Source organism: Streptococcus mitis, from assembly GCF_005144795.1.
Taxonomy (GTDB): Bacteria; Bacillota; Bacilli; order Lactobacillales; family Streptococcaceae; genus Streptococcus; species Streptococcus mitis_BB.
Window position 1 is genome coordinate 123,110 of the sequence record NZ_SWFJ01000005.1, and the last position, 17,742, is coordinate 140,851.

At 39.9% G+C, this 17,742-nt stretch carries 19 protein-coding genes; 15 read left to right on the forward strand and 4 right to left on the reverse strand.

What is annotated here, in order from left to right; all coding sequences use genetic code 11:
• The first annotated feature begins 19 nt into the window (after window positions 1–19).
• The 13 genes from FBF73_RS09985 (at window position 20) to FBF73_RS04895 (ending at window position 11,553) form a co-directional block, all read left to right on the forward strand.
• Window positions 20–196, forward strand: coding sequence for a hypothetical protein (locus FBF73_RS09985; RefSeq protein ID WP_169435174.1), 177 nt, complete (start codon window positions 20–22; stop codon window positions 194–196).
• A 113-nt stretch (window positions 197–309) separates the two neighbouring features.
• Window positions 310–519, forward strand: a complete 210-nt coding sequence (locus tag FBF73_RS10110; protein ID WP_136937139.1) for a hypothetical protein — start codon at window positions 310–312, stop codon at window positions 517–519.
• A 51-nt stretch (window positions 520–570) separates the two neighbouring features.
• Window positions 571–783, forward strand: coding sequence for a hypothetical protein (locus FBF73_RS10115; protein ID WP_136937140.1), 213 nt, complete (start codon window positions 571–573; stop codon window positions 781–783).
• A 119-nt stretch (window positions 784–902) separates the two neighbouring features.
• A complete protein-coding gene (locus FBF73_RS04850; protein WP_136937141.1) occupies window positions 903–1,595 on the forward strand; it encodes a YjjG family noncanonical pyrimidine nucleotidase in 693 nt (230 codons plus the stop codon).
• Window positions 1,596–1,656: 61 nt separating this feature from the next.
• A complete protein-coding gene (locus FBF73_RS04855; protein WP_136937142.1) occupies window positions 1,657–2,310 on the forward strand; it encodes a uracil-DNA glycosylase in 654 nt (217 codons plus the stop codon).
• 9 nt (window positions 2,311–2,319) lie between these two features.
• Window positions 2,320–2,784, forward strand: coding sequence for an NUDIX hydrolase (locus tag FBF73_RS04860; RefSeq protein ID WP_136937143.1), 465 nt, complete (start codon window positions 2,320–2,322; stop codon window positions 2,782–2,784).
• Between the two features lie 12 nt (window positions 2,785–2,796).
• Entirely contained in the window at window positions 2,797–4,065 is a 1,269-nt protein-coding gene (locus tag FBF73_RS04865) for a dihydroorotase (RefSeq protein ID WP_136937144.1), read from the forward strand.
• A 41-nt stretch (window positions 4,066–4,106) separates the two neighbouring features.
• Window positions 4,107–5,468, forward strand: a complete 1,362-nt coding sequence (gene pdrM / locus FBF73_RS04870) for a sodium-coupled multidrug efflux MATE transporter PdrM (protein WP_136937145.1) — start codon at window positions 4,107–4,109, stop codon at window positions 5,466–5,468.
• A 153-nt stretch (window positions 5,469–5,621) separates the two neighbouring features.
• Window positions 5,622–6,590, forward strand: coding sequence for a thiamine pyrophosphate-dependent dehydrogenase E1 component subunit alpha (locus tag FBF73_RS04875; RefSeq protein WP_136937146.1), 969 nt, complete (start codon window positions 5,622–5,624; stop codon window positions 6,588–6,590).
• Window positions 6,591–6,605: 15 nt separating this feature from the next.
• Window positions 6,606–7,598, forward strand: a complete 993-nt coding sequence (locus FBF73_RS04880; RefSeq protein ID WP_000448714.1) for an alpha-ketoacid dehydrogenase subunit beta — start codon at window positions 6,606–6,608, stop codon at window positions 7,596–7,598.
• Between the two features lie 109 nt (window positions 7,599–7,707).
• Complete coding sequence (locus FBF73_RS04885) at window positions 7,708–8,751, forward strand: dihydrolipoamide acetyltransferase (protein ID WP_033685023.1); 1,044 nt, start codon at window positions 7,708–7,710, stop codon at window positions 8,749–8,751.
• A 45-nt stretch (window positions 8,752–8,796) separates the two neighbouring features.
• A complete protein-coding gene (lpdA, locus tag FBF73_RS04890; protein ID WP_136937147.1) occupies window positions 8,797–10,500 on the forward strand; it encodes a dihydrolipoyl dehydrogenase in 1,704 nt (567 codons plus the stop codon).
• Window positions 10,501–10,563: 63 nt separating this feature from the next.
• The gene (locus tag FBF73_RS04895) at window positions 10,564–11,553 is read left to right on the forward strand and encodes a lipoate--protein ligase (protein WP_084927673.1); all 990 of its coding nucleotides are present in this window, start codon (window positions 10,564–10,566) and stop codon (window positions 11,551–11,553) included.
• Between the two features lie 73 nt (window positions 11,554–11,626).
• Here FBF73_RS04895 and xerS read toward each other — a convergent pair whose 3' ends face one another.
• The 4 genes from xerS to ylqF form a co-directional block, all read right to left on the reverse strand.
• Window positions 11,627–12,697: a tyrosine recombinase XerS gene (gene xerS, locus FBF73_RS04900; RefSeq protein ID WP_136937148.1), complete on the reverse strand. Its 1,071-nt coding sequence runs from the start codon at window positions 12,695–12,697 to the stop codon at window positions 11,627–11,629.
• A gap of 564 nt (window positions 12,698–13,261) precedes the next feature.
• Window positions 13,262–14,812: a ClC family H(+)/Cl(-) exchange transporter gene (locus FBF73_RS04910; protein ID WP_136937149.1), complete on the reverse strand. Its 1,551-nt coding sequence runs from the start codon at window positions 14,810–14,812 to the stop codon at window positions 13,262–13,264.
• 16 nt (window positions 14,813–14,828) lie between these two features.
• A complete protein-coding gene (locus FBF73_RS04915) occupies window positions 14,829–15,608 on the reverse strand; it encodes a ribonuclease HII (protein ID WP_136937150.1) in 780 nt (259 codons plus the stop codon).
• Window positions 15,595–16,446: a ribosome biogenesis GTPase YlqF gene (ylqF, locus tag FBF73_RS04920; protein ID WP_136937151.1), complete on the reverse strand. Its 852-nt coding sequence runs from the start codon at window positions 16,444–16,446 to the stop codon at window positions 15,595–15,597. Before ylqF ends, FBF73_RS04915 begins: the two co-directional genes overlap by 14 nt.
• Before the next feature lie 337 nt (window positions 16,447–16,783).
• Here ylqF and FBF73_RS04925 point away from each other — a divergent pair, with 337 nt between their 5' ends.
• Together FBF73_RS04925 and FBF73_RS04930 are read left to right on the forward strand one after the other, a co-directional pair.
• The gene (locus FBF73_RS04925) at window positions 16,784–17,071 is read left to right on the forward strand and encodes a type II toxin-antitoxin system RelB/DinJ family antitoxin (RefSeq protein WP_000105961.1); all 288 of its coding nucleotides are present in this window, start codon (window positions 16,784–16,786) and stop codon (window positions 17,069–17,071) included.
• Window positions 17,061–17,402, forward strand: a complete 342-nt coding sequence (locus tag FBF73_RS04930) for a type II toxin-antitoxin system RelE/ParE family toxin (RefSeq protein WP_136937152.1) — start codon at window positions 17,061–17,063, stop codon at window positions 17,400–17,402. Before FBF73_RS04925 ends, FBF73_RS04930 begins: the two co-directional genes overlap by 11 nt.
• Window positions 17,403–17,742 lie beyond the last annotated feature (340 nt).

A 17,742-nucleotide genomic window follows, 5' to 3' on the forward strand; every position in this document is an offset into this window, starting at 1 on the left:
ATTTTATGGGAGACCCAATATGTTTAAACTAAGTGATAAAGCCAGAATAATATTTGCTATTTTAGGAGCGAGTTCCATATTAGTCAGCATTTATCTTATTCCTTTTATTAAAACTGAGAATAAATTTTGGGAAATAATTTTATTTATATTAGGTGTATTACTAATTGGAATTTCATTACTTATTCCAAAAAAATAAATTTTGGAATAGTATTCGTGAGTAGGTAATCATTTCTTGGTAGGATTTTTTAATGCTATTGATGAATGGGATGGAAAAAGTGACAATAAATTAAGGATAGGATGGATAGTATTATGATGGTTGTTTTAATTTTGATGGTTGTGATATTTCTGTATTATGTAATTACAGAGTATTTTCAGAATAGTTATATTGACTGTATACTATTTCTAACATTGCTGATTTCTCATTTGATATGGGATTACTATTTTTTGCCCATTGAAATCTTATTGGCATTAAGTGGAGTAAATTTACTATCAAGATTTTTCAAAAAAAAGAGAAGTTAATAGAGTTGTTAGTGGATTATTAAGACGAAAGGTAAAATTAGAATATTTACAATGAAACATTTTTTTGCAGGAATTGGTGAGATAAGATTTAGTAATTATCTATTGTCTCTATGTGTAGGACTAGCCCCTCTTTTTCATATCTATGTAATAGGCTCTGAAATGAGTTTTGTGAAAATAGTATTATCTATTTTGGGAGTCATATTTGTGGGTATTTTAACTATTGCTCGAATTTATAGAAGATTTTTCTATAATTCACTAGAATAGTATGGGTTAGTTAATCAATTGGAACTATTATTTTTGTTATACTTTACCACTTTTAAGTTTTTACATTAAACAACCGAATGAAGTGAAAGTTGTTTATCCTAGAAAGGAAAACTCTCAAATTGTCCTACAAATTTCTACTTTTCGACCTTGACCACACTCTTCTTGATTTTGATGCTGCTGAGGATGTGGCTCTAACGCAACTCCTAAAAGAAGAAGGAGTTGCAGATATTCAGGATTATAAAGACTACTATGTTCCTATGAACAAGGCTCTCTGGAAGGACTTGGAGCAAAAGAAAATCAGTAAACAAGAGCTGGTTAACACGCGCTTTTCTCGTTTATTTTCTCATTTTGGACAGGAAAAAGACGGTAGTTTTCTAGCCCAGCGTTACCAATTTTACCTCGCACAACAGGGACAAACGATTTCAGGCGCTCATGAACTTTTGGACAGTCTCATCGGTCGTGATTATGACTTGTATGCTGCGACAAATGGCATTACTGCTATCCAGACAGGGCGTTTGGCTCAATCGGGTCTAGCGCCTTATTTCAATCAAGTCTTTATCTCTGAACAGTTGCAAACACAAAAACCGGATGCTCTTTTCTATGAAAAAATCGGGCAGCAGATTACAGGCTTTAGCAAAGAAAAGACGCTGATGATTGGAGATTCTCTAACCGCCGACATTCAAGGCGGCAATAATGCGGGGATTGATACTATCTGGTACAACTCTCATCACCTAGAAAATCACACACAAGCCCAGCCAACCTACGAAGTCCATTCTTACAAAGACTTGCTGGATTGTTTAGATAAACTGTAAAAAGTGGTTTAGATAGCCACTTTTTGCTATAATAGAGGCAGTAAATACGAAGGAGCCGGCTATGGAACACTCATCTTGGCATGATTTGATTAAGGAACAATTACCCGAAGGTTATTTCGGGAAAATCAATCAGTTTATGGAGCAGGTCTATGCTCAGGGGACTGTTTATCCACCCAAAGAAAAGGTTTTTCAGGCTCTATTGACTACACCGCTTGAAGAAGTTAAGGTGGTGATTCTAGGGCAAGACCCCTATCACGGGCCAGGTCAAGCGCAGGGCTTGAGTTTTTCTGTACCTGACTCTATCCCAGCTCCGCCATCCTTGCAAAATATCTTGAAAGAATTGTCAGATGATATCGGAGTCAAGAAGTCCCATGATTTGACAGCTTGGGCTGAGCAAGGAGTCTTGCTTCTTAATGCTTGTTTGACGGTTCCTGCTGGACGGGCCAATGGTCATGCTGGGCAGGTATGGGAGCCTTTTACAGATGCTGTGATTCAGGTGGTCAATCATCTAGATAGACCAGTCGTTTTTGTACTCTGGGGAGCCTATGCACGCAAGAAGAAGGCCTTGGTTACCAATCCTCATCACTTGATTATCGAATCAGCCCATCCCAGTCCGTTATCTGTTTACAGAGGATTTTGGGGTTCCAAGCCTTTTTCCAAGGTAAATACATTCTTAAAAGAGACAGGACAAGAGCCAATTGATTGGCTTAGATAAGGAGAAAATATGCCTCAGTTAGCGACGATTTGCTACATTGATAACGGGAAAGAACTACTCATGCTTCATCGCAATAAAAAGCCAAATGACGTCCATGCGGGTAAATGGATTGGTGTGGGTGGTAAGCTAGAGAGAGGAGAGACACCTCAGGAGTGCGCGGTGCGTGAAATCCTTGAAGAAACAGGGCTTAAAGCCCAGCCAGTTCTAAAAGGTGTCATCACTTTTCCTGAATTTACGCCAGATTTAGACTGGTACACCTATGTTTTTAAGGTGACGGAGTTCGAGGGTGACTTGGTTGACTGCAATGAGGGAACGCTAGAATGGGTGCCCTATAACGAGGTTTTGAGTAAGCCGACTTGGGAAGGGGATCATACCTTTGTTGGGTGGCTTTTAGAAGATAAACCCTTCTTTTCAGCCAAGTTTGTTTATGATGGGGATAAATTGTTGGATACCCAAGTTGATTTTTATGAATAAAGGAGAAAGCAGATGCTACTAATCAAAAATGGTCGTGTAATGGATCCCAAGTCTGGTTTGGATCAAGTGTGTGATGTCTTAGTTCAAGATGGGAAAATTGTCAAAATTGCGCCTGAGATTAAAGAAGAAGGAGCAGAGATGATTGATGCTACAGGTCTAGTAGTTGCTCCTGGCTTGGTCGATATTCATGTTCATTTCCGTGAACCTGGTCAAACTCATAAAGAAGATATTCATACGGGTGCCTTAGCAGCCGCCGCAGGTGGTTTTACAACTGTCGTCATGATGGCTAACACTAGTCCAACCATCTCTGATGTAGAGACTTTGCAAGAAGTTCTCCAGTCAGCTGCCAAAGAGAAGATTAATGTTAAGACGGTTGCGACCATTACTAAAAACTTTAATGGTCAAGATTTGACTGACTTTAAGGCACTCTTAGAATCAGGTGCGGTTGGTTTCTCAGACGACGGTATCCCACTTGAAAGTAGTAAAGTTGTCAAGGAAGCCATGGAAGAAGCCAAAAAGCTTAATACCTTTATTAGTCTTCATGAGGAAGATCCAGGATTGAACGGTGTTCTTGGGTTTAATGAAAATATTGCTAAAGAGCATTTCCATATCTGCGGTGCGACTGGGATGGCTGAGTATGCTATGATGGCGCGTGATGTCATGATTGCCTATGCAACCAAGGCCCATGTTCATATTCAGCATTTGTCTAAGGAAGAAAGTGTTAAAGTAGTTGAGTTTGCTCAAGGTTTGGGTGCGCAAGTCACAGCAGAAGTAGCGCCACAGCATTTCTCTAAGACAGAAGCACTTCTTTTGACTCAAGGTAGCAATGCTAAGATGAATCCACCGCTTCGCTTGGAATCAGACCGTCGTGCTGTTATCGAAGGTCTTAAATCAGGCGTCATCACAGTTATCGCGACTGACCATGCGCCTCACCATGCGGATGAAAAAAATGTTGAGGATATTACTAAAGCACCATCTGGTATGACTGGCTTGGAAACATCCCTGTCTCTCGGCTTGACCTATTTGGTGGAAGCTGGAGAGTTAAGCTTGATGGAATTACTAGAAAAGATGACCTACAACCCAGCCAAGCTTTACAACTTTGAAGCAGGTTACTTGGCTGAGAATGGTCCAGCGGATATCACTATTTTTGACGCTAAGGCTGACCGCTTTGTGGATTCCCATTTTGCTTCCAAAGCAGCTAATTCACCATTCATCGGTGAAACCTTAAAAGGGCAGGTCAAATATACCATCTGTAAGGGACAAATCGTCTATCAAAACTAGGTGGGAGTCTGCTCTGTAAATAAAAAGAATAGAGAGCCTATATGTACCAAACCCATCATTTCAAAGACAAGTTTATCTTATTTTTAAAGATATTTTTCCCTATTCTGATTTATCAATTTGCCAATTATTCTGCCTCCTTTGTTGATACGACTATGACAGGTCAATACAATACCATGGACTTGGCTGGTGTGTCTATGGCAACCAGTATCTGGAATCCCTTCTTTACCTTTCTAACAGGGATTGTGTCAGCCCTGGTGCCCATCATTGGTCACCATCTTGGTCGAGGCAAAAAGGAAGAAGTTGCATCTGATTTTTACCAGTTCATCTATCTGGCTTTGAGCCTATCTGTGCTCTTACTGGGGATGGTACTTTTCTTGGCACCACTAATCTTGAATCATATTGGGTTAGAGGCACCAGTGGCAGCAGTAGCGGTTCGCTATCTCTGGTTTTTATCTATCGGAATTATCCCCTTATTGCTTTTTAGTGTCATTCGTTCCTTGCTGGATTCACTGGGGTTGACCAAACTGTCCATGTACCTCATGCTTTTGTTACTTCCTCTCAATAGTGGATTTAACTATCTCTTGATTTTCGGAGCCTTTGGTGTTCCAGAACTGGGAGGTGCTGGTTCTGGTTTAGGTACTTCCTTGGCTTATTGGGTCTTGCTGGGAATTTCTGTTCTGGTTTTATTTAAACAGGAGAAGCTTAAAGCCCTACATCTTGAAAGACGAATTCCATTTAATATGGATAAAATCAAGGAAGGAGTTCGTTTAGGTCTTCCTATTGGAGGAACTGTCTTTGCGGAAGTGGCTATCTTTTCCGTGGTTGGTTTGATTATGGCGAAGTTCTCATCCTTGATTATTGCTAGTCACCAGTCAGCCATGAACTTTTCAAGTCTTATGTACGCCTTTCCTATGAGTATCTCATCGGCTATGGCTATTGTCGTTTCCTATGAAGTGGGAGCCAAGAGATTTGATGATGCGAAAACCTATATTGGTCTAGGAAGATGGACTGCCCTTATTTTTGCGGCCTTCACCTTATCTTTCCTTTACATTTTTAGGGGAAATGTGGCCAGTCTTTATGGTAACGACCCAGAATTTATCGATTTGACAGCGCGCTTTTTGACTTATAGTCTTTTCTTCCAGTTAGCAGATACCTTTGCGGCACCGCTTCAGGGAATTTTACGGGGCTATAAGGATACAGTTATTCCTTTTTACCTTGGTTTGCTTGGTTATTGGGGCGTAGCAATTCCAGTGGCTATGCTATTTGATTCCCTAACAGATTTTGGAGCTTATTCTTACTGGATCGGTTTGATTATTAGTCTGATAGTGAGTGGGGCGCTTTACCGATGGCGTCTAACTGTGATTATGAAGAGATTTGAATCTTTAGCAAAATCTAAACGATAAAAAGTTTGTGAAAAAATATTCTTAATGAGAAAATCCCTTGTTCTCATTGGGTTTTCTTTTTTATTTTGTGAAATTTCCTCGAGAAAAACTTTGACAGTATTTTCCAAAAACGGTAAAATAGTAAGGTAAGAAGAAAGTTAGAAAGGCAAGAAGATGTCAACTTTAGATAAAAATCTTTTGCTAGAAATGTTCCGTAAGATGGAAGAAATCCGTCGTATGGACTTAAAAATTGCGCAATTAGTAAAGAAAGGGAAAGTGCCAGGAATGACGCACTTTTCTGTTGGAGAAGAGGCAGCTAACGTGGGTGCTATGTTGGCTCTCAATCCAGATGATTTGATCACATCAAACCACCGTGGTCACGGACAAGCTATTGCCAAAGGAATTGACCTCAACGGAATGATGGCTGAAATCCTTGGAAAATACACTGGAACCTGTAAAGGTAAAGGTGGATCTATGCATATTGCTGACCTTGATGCTGGTAACCTTGGTGCCAATGGTATCGTAGGTGGTGGTATGGGGATCGCTGTCGGTGCAGCCCTCAGTCAGCAAATGCAACATACTGGAAAAATTGTTGTCTGCTTCTTTGGAGATGGTGCGACCAACGAAGGTGTTTTCCACGAAGCAGTGAACATGGCTTCTATCTGGAACCTGCCAGTCATTTTCTATTGCATTAACAACGGTTATGGGATTTCTGCGGATATCAAGAAAATGACCAATGTAGAACATATCCATCAACGTAGCGCCGCTTACGGAATTCCTGGAATGTTCATCGAAGATGGAAACAATGTCATTGACGTCTATGAAGGATTTAAGAAAGCTGTAGATCATGTTCGCAGTGGCAATGGGCCTGTATTGATTGAAAGTGTTACTTATCGCTGGCTTGGTCACTCATCATCTGACCCTGGTAAATATCGTACACGTGAAGAAGTGGAATTGTGGAAACAAAAAGATCCAATCGAAAACCTTCGTAACTATCTTGTTGAGAACAACATTGCAAGTGCCGAAGAATTGGAAGAAATCCAAGCGCAAGTCAAGGAAGCAGTAGAAGCTTCTGTTAAATTTGCTGAAGAAAGTCCATTCCCACCGCTTGAATCAGCATTTGAAGATATTTACGCAGACTAAGGAGAAAGAGATAAAATGGAAACAAAAACAATGTCCTTCCGTGACACCATTATCCTTGCTATGTCTGAGGAAATGCGTCGCGATGAAAATGTATTCTTGATGGGAGAAGATGTCGGTGTCTTCGGAGGAGACTTCGGTACTTCTGTCGGAATGCTTGAAGAATTTGGTCCAGAACGTGTCCGTGACTGTCCGATTTCTGAAGCTGCCATCTCTGGAGCAGCAGCAGGAGCAGCCATGACAGGACTTCGTCCAATCGTCGATATGACCTTTATGGACTTCTCGGTTATTGCCATGGACAATATTGTCAACCAAGCTGCTAAAACACGTTACATGTTTGGTGGTAAAGGTCAGGTTCCAATGACTGTTCGATGCGCTGCTGGTAATGGAGTTGGTTCTGCAGCCCAGCACTCGCAATCACTAGAGTCTTGGTTTACTCACATTCCTGGACTTAAGGTTGTAGCTCCAGGTACACCTGCTGACATGAAAGGACTACTCAAGTCTTCTATCCGTGATAACAACCCAGTTATCATACTTGAGTACAAGTCAGAATTTAATCAAAAAGGGGAAGTGCCAGTTGATCCAGACTACACGATCCCACTTGGAGTTGGGGAAATCAAACGTGAAGGTACGGATGTAACAGTTGTTACTTATGGAAAAATGCTTCGCCGTGTGGTTCAAGCTGCTGAAGAATTAGCAGAAGAAGGCATTTCAGTTGAAATTGTTGACCCACGTACCCTTGTACCTCTTGATAAGGATATCATCATTAACTCAGTTAAGAAGACTGGTAAGGTTGTTCTGGTTAACGATGCCCACAAGACAAGTGGCTATATCGGTGAAATTTCAGCTATTATTTCAGAATCAGAAGCATTTGACTATCTAGATGCACCAATCCGTCGTTGTGCAGGAGAAGATGTGCCAATGCCTTATGCACAAAATCTAGAAAATGCAATGATTCCAACAGTTGAAAGCATCAAAGATGCCATCCGTAAAACATATAACAAAGAATAAAATTACATAAGATAAATTATGTAAACAAAATAAAGCTGACGAGAAACTTTGTATCTTTTAGATGCAGAGCTCTTCGTCCTTAATATCTTAGTATAGAATTGGAGAGGTCATGGCTGATGACAAGCTAAGAGCGACTCCTGCAGCTAGAAAGTTAGCGGATGATCTAGGAATCAACCTCTACGACGTTTCTGGCTCAGGTGCAAACGGTCGTGTCCACAAAGAAGACGTGGAAACTTATAAAGACACTAATGTGGTTCGCATTTCGCCACTTGCAAAACGAATTGCCCTCGAACATAACATTGCTTGGCAGGAAATCCAAGGAACTGGTCATCGTGGTAAGATTATGAAGAAGGATGTTTTGGCCTTGCTTCCTGAAAATATCGAAAACGACACCATCAAGTCTCCTGCTCAGATTGAAAAAGTGGAAGAGGTTCCTGATAATATAACTCCTTATGGTGAGATTGAGCGTATTCCAATGACACCAATGCGTAAGGTTATTGCCCAACGCATGGTTGAATCTTACCTAACTGCGCCAACCTTCACCCTCAACTATGAAGTTGATATGACTGAAATGTTGGCTCTTCGTAAGAAGGTTCTTGAGCCAATCATGGAAGCAACTGGGAAGAAGACTACTGTAACAGACCTTCTTTCACTTGCTGTTGTTAAGACTCTTATGAAACACCCTTATATCAACGCTTCATTGACAGAAGATGGCAAGACCATTATCACTCACAACTATGTCAATCTTGCGATGGCAGTTGGGATGGATAATGGATTGATGACACCTGTTGTTTACAATGCTGAGAAGATGAGTCTTTCAGAACTGGTTGTAGCCTTCAAAGATGTTATTGGTCGTACCTTGGATGGTAAATTGGCTCCAAGTGAACTGCAAAATTCAACATTTACTATCAGTAACTTGGGAATGTTTGGCGTTCAGTCCTTTGGTCCTATCATCAACCAACCAAACTCAGCTATCCTTGGTGTGAGCTCGACAATCGAGAAGCCAGTTGTCGTCAATGGTGAAATTGTTATTCGCCCTATCATGAGTCTTGGTTTAACAATTGACCACCGTGTCGTAGATGGTATGGCTGGTGCTAAGTTTATGAAAGACTTGAAAGAATTGATTGAAAATCCAATCTCAATGTTGATTTAAGAACAAGAGTATTCATTTTTAAGATATAGATAAAGGAAGGAAGACATGGCCTTAGAAGTAATTATGCCAAAAGCCGGCGTGGATATGACAGAAGGACAAATCGTCCAATGGAATAAAAAAGTCGGAGAATTTGTAAAAGAAGGAGAAATCCTTTTGGAAATCATGACTGATAAAGTCAGTATGGAATTGGAAGCCGAAGAAGATGGGTACTTGATTGCTATCCTAAAAGGAGATGGCGAAACAGTCCCTGTAACGGAAGTCATAGGTTACCTTGGTGAAGAAGGGGAAAACATCCCAACAGCTGGCTCAGCAACGCCAGAAGCTAGCCCAGCACCTGCAGTTAGTGCCTCAAACGACGATGCTAAGAGCGATGATGCTTTTGATATCGTTGTGATTGGTGGAGGTCCTGCTGGTTATGTGGCAGCCATTAAAGCTGCCCAACTCGGTGGTAAGGTTGCCCTCGTTGAGAAATCTGAACTTGGTGGAACCTGCTTAAACCGTGGATGTATTCCAACCAAGACCTACCTTCATAACGCTGAAATCATTGAGAACATCGGTCATGCAGCAAATCGTGGTATCGTGATTGAAAATCCTAACTTCACTGTAGATATGGAAAAACTTTTAGAAACTAAATCTAAGGTTGTCAATACTTTGGTTGGCGGTGTTGCAGGTCTTCTTCGTAGCTATGGAGTTACTGTACATAAAGGTATTGGTACCATCACTAAAGACAAGAACGTCTTGGTAAATGATTCTGAACTGCTTGAAACCAAGAAAATCATCCTTGCTGGTGGTTCAAAAGTCAGCAAGATCAACGTCCCTGGTATGGAATCTCCACTTGTGATGACTAGTGATGACATTCTTGAAATGAACGAAGTGCCAGAAAGCCTTGTTATCATCGGTGGTGGTGTTGTCGGTATCGAACTCGGTCAGGCCTTCATGACATTTGGTTCAAAAGTGACTGTTATCGAAATGATGGACCGTATCGTGCCAGCTATGGATGCGGAAGTGTCTAAGAATCTTCGCTTGATCCTTGAACGTAAAGGAATGACCATCTTGACTGGTACTAAACTGCAAGAAATCATCGAAGAAAATGGTCAACTTCGTATCAAGGTTGAAGGAAAAGACGATATTATCGCAAATAAAGCTCTTCTTTCGATCGGTCGTGTGCCGGATCTTGAAGGTATTGGCGATGTTGAGTTTGAATTGGATCGTGGTCGCATCAAGGTCAACGAATACATGGAAACTTCTGTTCCAGGTATCTACGCACCAGGTGATATTAATGGTACTAAGATGTTAGCGCACGCAGCCTTCCGTATGGGTGAAGTTGCCGCTGAAAATGCCCTTAAAGGAAATTATGCTGTTGCTAAGTTGAACTTGACTCCTGCAGCTATCTACACTCTTCCTGAAGTAGCAGCAGTAGGTTTGACAGAAGAACAAGCCCGTGAGAAGTACGATGTAGCCATTGGTAAGTTCAACTTTGCTGCTAACGGTCGTGCCATTGCATCAGATGCAGCTCAAGGTTTCGTAAAAGTCATCGCTGATAAAAAATACGGGGAAATCCTTGGTGTTCATATTATCGGTCCTGCAGCTGCAGAATTGATCAATGAAGCGTCGAGCATTATCGAAATGGAAATTACTGTTGAAGAAATGCTGAAGACTATCCACGGACACCCAACCTACTCTGAAGTGATGTACGAAGCATTTGCAGATGTTTTAGGAATGGCCATCCATTCACCTAAGAAAAAATAAAAGAAAGAAAGATAGATTAGACTGGAAGGTTATTCCAGTCTCTATCGTATAAGAAGGTATCTCATGAAATACATTATTAATCATTCAAACGACACTGCTTTTAATATCGCCTTGGAAGAATATGCCTTTAAACACCTTTTGGATGAGGATCAAATCTTCCTACTTTGGATTAACAAGCCATCTATCATTGTTGGTCGTCACCAGAATACCATCGAAGAAATCAACCGTGATTATGTTCGAGAAAATGGTATTGAGGTGGTCCGCCGTATCAGTGGTGGTGGAGCTGTTTACCACGATTTAAATAACCTCAACTACACAATCATCTCAAAAGAAGATGAAAACAAAGCTTTTGACTTCAAGAGTTTTTCAACTCCAGTTATCAATACTTTGGCTCAACTTGGGGTTAAAGCTGAGTTCACAGGCCGTAATGACCTTGAGATTGATGGTAAGAAGTTCTGTGGCAATGCCCAAGCCTATATCAATGGCCGTATCATGCACCACGGTTGCTTGCTCTTTGACGTTGATTTGTCAGTCCTCGCAAATGCCCTTAAGGTTTCAAAGGATAAATTTGAATCAAAAGGTGTGAAATCTGTTCGTGCTCGTGTGACTAATATTATCAATGAATTACCAGAAAAAATCACAGTCGAAGAATTCCGTGATTTACTCTTGGAATACATGAAAAAAGAATACCCAGAGATGACTGAATACGTTTTTTCTGAGGAAGAATTGGCTGAAATCAATCGCATCAAGGATACTAAGTTTGGTACTTGGGACTGGAACTATGGTAAATCACCTGAATTTAACGTCCGTCGTGGAACAAAATTCACTAGTGGTAAGGTTGAAGTCTTTGCTAATGTTCTCGAATCAAAAATCCAAGACATCAAGATTTACGGTGACTTCTTTGGTATTGAAGACGTTGCTGCAGTAGAAGATGTCCTTCGTGGGGTGAAATATGAACGCGAAGATGTCCTCAAAGCGCTAGAAACTATTGATATTGCACGCTATTTCGCTGGTATTAGCCGTGAAGAAATCGCTGAAGCGGTAGTTGGATAAATCAAAAAGAAGTTGGTTGTAGGACCAGCTTCTTTTTTAAAAATCATATACTACATAATTTATTTTATGTATTTTATAAACTGTCTAGAGCATTCTTTTGTTCATCATTAACGATATGGGTATAGAGGTCAGTGACTTGTGTGCTGGCATGTCCTAGCTGGTGACTGACCAAAACTTGCGATTTAGTGGCATCATAGAGCCTGGTTGCTAGGGTATGTCGAAGTTTATGGGGTGTTACACGGACTTTGAAGTTCTCGGAATACTTAGCAACCATTTTCTCAACGCTGGAAGCATCGATACGATTCGGTACACCTCTGTAGAGTGTCAAAAAAAGGGCTGTATCTGTTTTTTCTGCCTTATAGCGTTTATTACGAATGCCTAGATAATTCTCTAGATAAGGTTTTGCAAAGGCAGCAACATTGACCGAGTCACGTTTGCCACCTTTTCGAGTGACATCGATAACCATCATTTTTAGATTGAGGTCCCTTAGATCCAGATTAACAGCTTCAGATAAGCGGACACCAGATGCCAAGAGAAGGGCAATAATGGCCAAATCTCGTTCTTTATTTTTGTTGAATGATGAGAGAGCTCGATTAGAGAGCTGTTGTGGGTACTCTTGGTCAATATAAGTAAGAAAACCTTCTGTTTCATCACCAAGAAAGAGTTTTTGCTTGATGTTTTCAGCTCTGGCAGCAAGCGTTTCTTTCTTTTTCTTTGTAGAAACTTTTTTCATTACATTTCGATAGAAATAAGGCTCTCCCTGGTCGTTTTCAACTTCCTCGGTCAGATACTTGTAAAGACTGGAAAGAGCTGATAAGGTCCGATTGATGGTTGTCTGTGAAACACCTTGCTTTGTTGTATTTGCATTCAGCAAAGGACGTTCACGTAGGTAAAGGATAAAGGATTCCATGTCTTTCTTTGACATATTTTCCAAGACAGATAAAGGAATATCAGATATTTTATCAGCGTTTGAAATGCCAGACTCCAAAACCCAGCTGAAAAATCGATCATATTCCTTGAGGTATTCGTACAAGGTTGTAAAACTGTAAGGAACAGCAAGCTTAGATTGGTAGTATTCAAGAACATACCAGGGCATGATTTGTTTTAGTTTGTCGATTCGTTCCAGTAAAATCTCACGTTTCATGTATTTTCTCCATAAATAAGTCTACTAGTAGTATAGCATAGACTCATATATTTTTCAAGAAAATTATAGTTTTTCGGAAAGATGTTATAGAGTTTTTAAAAAAGACTTAAATCTGTGTAAAACAGATCTAAATCTTTTAAGTCATTATTGTGAATCATTATTTAGTGCTTTTTCTAGTTTTCAAATACTAAACCAGAATGAAATAGTCAACAGAATAAAGAAAATAATAAAGAACTCAACCACTAAGCTTCTGTTCATTCTACATAACTGAAGAGGTATAAAAGGAGCTATGAGATACAAAATGCATTGTATAATTGCTATCGTTTTCTTTTTCATGATTTTAATCTTACTGTAAAGATTTGATACAGTAAACTCCTTTCTAGCTTTATGCTTTATCATTTTTAACTTGATTATAGTCTTATTTTTATCCAAGTTCAATTATTTGTATGTGAGATATCTTGTAAGTAAAAAATAACCGATCTCATTGCTGAGAATCGGTTTCCTAATATATTTAATTAATTAAGAAGTTTATTTTTTACATAACATGAATTATGTAAAAAGCTCCTACAACAATAAATCTTTTACTTTCCCAATTTCACTTTTTGGAATAACTAGGTGAATCATATCTCCGAGATACATTCTGGTTGAACCGTTAACGGTTTGGCTTTTACCGTTATGGACTTGGGTGGTGATGAGTACGTTATGTGGTAAGTTGAGTTCGTGTACTTGTTTTCCTGCTATTTTATCTGAAACTGGGATTTCAATAAGTGTGACTTCTCCTTCATCTGTTGCTTCTTCTGGTAGCATTTTTTCCAACATAGCTTCATAGACTGGGGCACCCTTGAGTAAATCCATGATAATATAGGCAACCAAGGTCACTAATCCAAGTGGCATGAGGTTGCGAATATCTCCTACCATTTCAGTTACGAGTATCATTGCAGTTAAGGGAGCCTTGGATATTGCTCCAAAATAGCCACTCATTCCCAGAATGACAAAGATAGGAAACTGCTCTTGACTAACAAGTCCAAGATTGACACAAATAACACCAACTAGGGCACCAAGTAAGGACCCAAGCGCCAAAATTGGTAGGAAAATTCCTCCTGGAAGCCCACTTCCATAACTAATCATACTCCAAACAAAACGAATCAAAAAGTAAGCTAATAGAACTTGAAAACTAAAATCTTGCTCAGTTAGGGAAAGAACAAGTTGATTTCCACCACCAAGGATTTGAGGTAAGAAAATTCCCACTGGTATGATGAGAATGAAGGCCAGAATTGGATAATAAGCTCTATCCAAACGGATTTTTTGACCTATCCAGTCATAAACTCTACCGACATTGAGTACAGCTTTTTCATAGAGAAAACCAGAAAGTCCTAGAAAAATTCCCATAAGGAGGTAAATCCAATACTGATCAAGTGTCATGAGAGGGATGTTATCTGGCATATCCAGTACGGGTGTTAGGCCAAATATGAGCAGTGAGACAAAGTTTGCTACGAGACTAGCTGCGAGAGTAGATACCCAGAAAAAGCGTGAAAAATGATGATAAACTTCTTCTACCACAAAGAGAAGTCCTGCAATCGGTGCATTAAAGGCTGCAGCTAGTCCTGCAGCTGCACCACTAGCAATCAAGGAACGTTCCTCTACTGGACTGGATTTGAGCCACTTGGCAATACCTTTTCCACCAACTGCTCCAAGTTGAATACTGGGTCCCTCACGCCCCAGCATGAGTCCACTGGCAATGGCAAGAATTCCTAGCACATATTTTTTCCAAAGAACGCCCCACCAGTTGAGGGTCATGAGGCCTTTCAGTTCGGCTTCGACTTGAGGGATTCCTGAGCCTTTGATATCTTTTTCTGAACGTGTCAGTTTAGCACTAATCCAGCAGATGAGTACGTAAAATAAAACCAGTATAAAAAGATTGCGCACTAGGTGCGCTTGATCTTGATAAAGTCCTTGTATCAGGTGGAAGCCTTTTTCGATTGAAAACCGAAAAGATCCAACGATGATTCCAACGACGAGACCGACAATGATTCCTCGTCCAACTTGGGATAATATGGTGCTTGAGGCAAAGGCAAATTCTTTCTTGGAACTGAGTGTTTCTGACTGTTCCTCCATAATCATTCCTTCTAACTTAACTTTCTTTTTCTCCTGAAACCAGTGATTTTACGGGTTCAAAACTGGTTCGGTGAATTGGGGTAACTCCTAGCTTTTCCAGTCCTTCTAGGTGTTTAGCAGTTCCATATCCTGCATTAGCAGTAAAATCATAGCCAGGGAACTGCTGATCGTATTCCTTCATCAATTCATCACGTGTCACCTTGGCTACTATAGAAGCTGCTGCAATTGAGAGGGAATTAGCATCGCCTTTGATGATGGAGGTTTGTGAAATTGGTAACTCCAGTTTCATGGCATCTATCAAAAGGTGCTCTGGTTGAGGACTGAGCTGGGAGATTGCTTCCTGCATGGCTAGTTTGGTCGCTTCATAGATATTGACTTGATCGATAACCTGATTATCCATAACTCCAATGCCGATTGACAAGGCTTGGTCTTGGACAGCTTGGAAAATTTCCAGATGTTTCTTTTTAGGAATTTTCTTGCTGTCGTTGAGACCTCTAATTTTACAATTTTTAGGTAAAATAACGGCTGCAGCGACTACAGGTCCAGCCAGAGGACCACGGCCGACCTCATCAACACCAGCAATTAAGGTCAATCCTTGCTTATACAGTTCTTTTTCGTAGGAAAGCATGGATTCCAAACGAAGCACCTCATCCAATTCAGCCTGAATGGCTTTTTTACGCTTGCTGATTTCCTTTTGAACTCCAGAGCGATTATCTTTTTCGAGTTCTAAAAAGATAGGGCTATCTATGTATTTGACCGTTTCAAGGAGCTCTTTGATTTCTTTAATCGTCGCCATCGAGGTCATCCAATGTATCTAAGGTATAGTTACCAAGTTTGCCATCGCGGACTTCCTTCACGAAGAGACTGTAAAAGCGGTCATAGTCGTCACGGAAACCGAGGGCGCGGGTCATATCCATAATGATAACAGGTGCTTCTTCTTCAATTTTCATTTGTTTGAAGCGTTCAGCCAACTTTTCTGGATAATGTTCTTTGAAATAATTGAGGCCAAAAATAGTTACCTCATCCATAGGAAGCAACTGGTCTTTGATAGCTCCTGTTAATGCCAACTTAAGCGCAACAGTTTCATCCTCAAACTTAGGCCAGAGAATCCCTGGTGTATCCAAGATTTCCAGGTCTTTATTGGTTTTAAGCCATTGTTGCCCTTTGGTCACACCTGGCTTGTTACCGACAACAGCAATTTTCTTACCAGCCAAACGGTTCATGAGAGTTGATTTACCAGCATTGGGAATCCCAATAATCATGGTACGCAAGGTTTCAATCTTGATACCGCGTTCCTTCTGGCGTGTAATCTTATCCGCCATGAGTTTTTTTGCCGCATCTGTTACAACTTTTACAGTCACTTGCTCTTTGGAGTTGATAGCAAGAGTCTGAATTCCTTGTGATTCAAAATACTGACGCCATTCCTTTGTCATTGCTGGATCGGCCAAGTCCGCCTTGTTTAAAATCAAGAGTTTTGGTTTGTCACCAACAATCTTGGTTAACATAGGATTTTGACTAGATAGAGGCAAGCGTGCATCCACCAAAATCGTCACAAAATCAACAAATTTTAAATTTTCCTGAACCTGTCGACGTGCTTTAGACATGTGACCAGGAAACCATTGAATAGTAGCCATTGAGTTTTTTTCCTTTCGTAGCAAGGGTTTAGAGTCCCTATTTTATTTTACTATTGTTTGAACATAAAATGAATGATGTTCAAACAGTTCTTGTTTTATGACATAGAAATCTAATTTATATTATATCATGACTTCTTTATTTTGTCTGCTCTTGTTTCCAGATTAAGAAACTTTTAAATTCGATTAAAATTCCAATCTTTTGCTATTCACTCATTTATCTTTCTACAAAACTGCAACGTAATGAAAAACTGCCAATGCTTATTTTCCCCATACTTGACTTTTTCTATGTTTTTTTGTAAGATATGTGTAATACAACAGCATTACAAGGAGAAATACTATGTCAACACTTACACGAGACCGAGTTTATAACTTCCGAGTCAATAACCAACTATTCGAAGAAGCAAAAAATATTCTAGAAAGCAAAAACATCAGCCTTTCAGATGCTCTCAACCTTTTTGTAGAACAAATCGTCCTTGAAAAAGGTCTCCCAATTAAGACAGCCGACCAACTCAAAGCAGAAGTCTTCCTAGGCGAACTCAAAGCAGAACTAGATAAAGGCTACCAAGACATCATCGAAGGACGTCTCTACGACGCAGACGAGGTCTTTTCAAAGTATGGACTATAAAGTACGCTTTACAGAACAAGCTAGACAAGACTTAGACGGTATTTTCATCTATTACTCCACAGAGTTCAGTGAAAACATAGCCAAGAAAGTCATCACTCGCCTCCAACAAACCAGCAACCTACTCATGTTCTCACCAGAGGGGGGTATTAACTTTGATCATAAAATCGGATACTCCCTCTATCCAGGAAACACGCTCAGAATGATTGTCTCTAAACAATACCTACTCTTTTACCTCATTCATGAAAAAGAAGTCCATATCCTGAGAATTATCAATTCACGCACCGACTACCTAAACCAACTCGACCACCTCTTTCAACATATCCAAGACTGAGAAGTAAGCTCTCAGTCTTTTTATCTACTGCAAATCGCTTGCAGATGAAAAATCATAAACAAGAATTTTTTATAATAAAATGAAATAAAATATGAACAAATCAATTTCTAATAATATTTTAGAAGGCACACTGTATTATTCTAACTTCAATCTTTTGTATTACTAAGGTGCAATACTTTTTACGAGGTTCTTATGTCCTCTTCTTGTTTCAATTGACTATAAAACAAAACCACACAATGTTTCTTTCAGCTTAATTGAGTATAAAACTGAAATTATCACTGTGTGGTTTTATTTTGAAGCTAGTTTTTGCCCAACATCATATTAAGTAGCAATTTGTTAT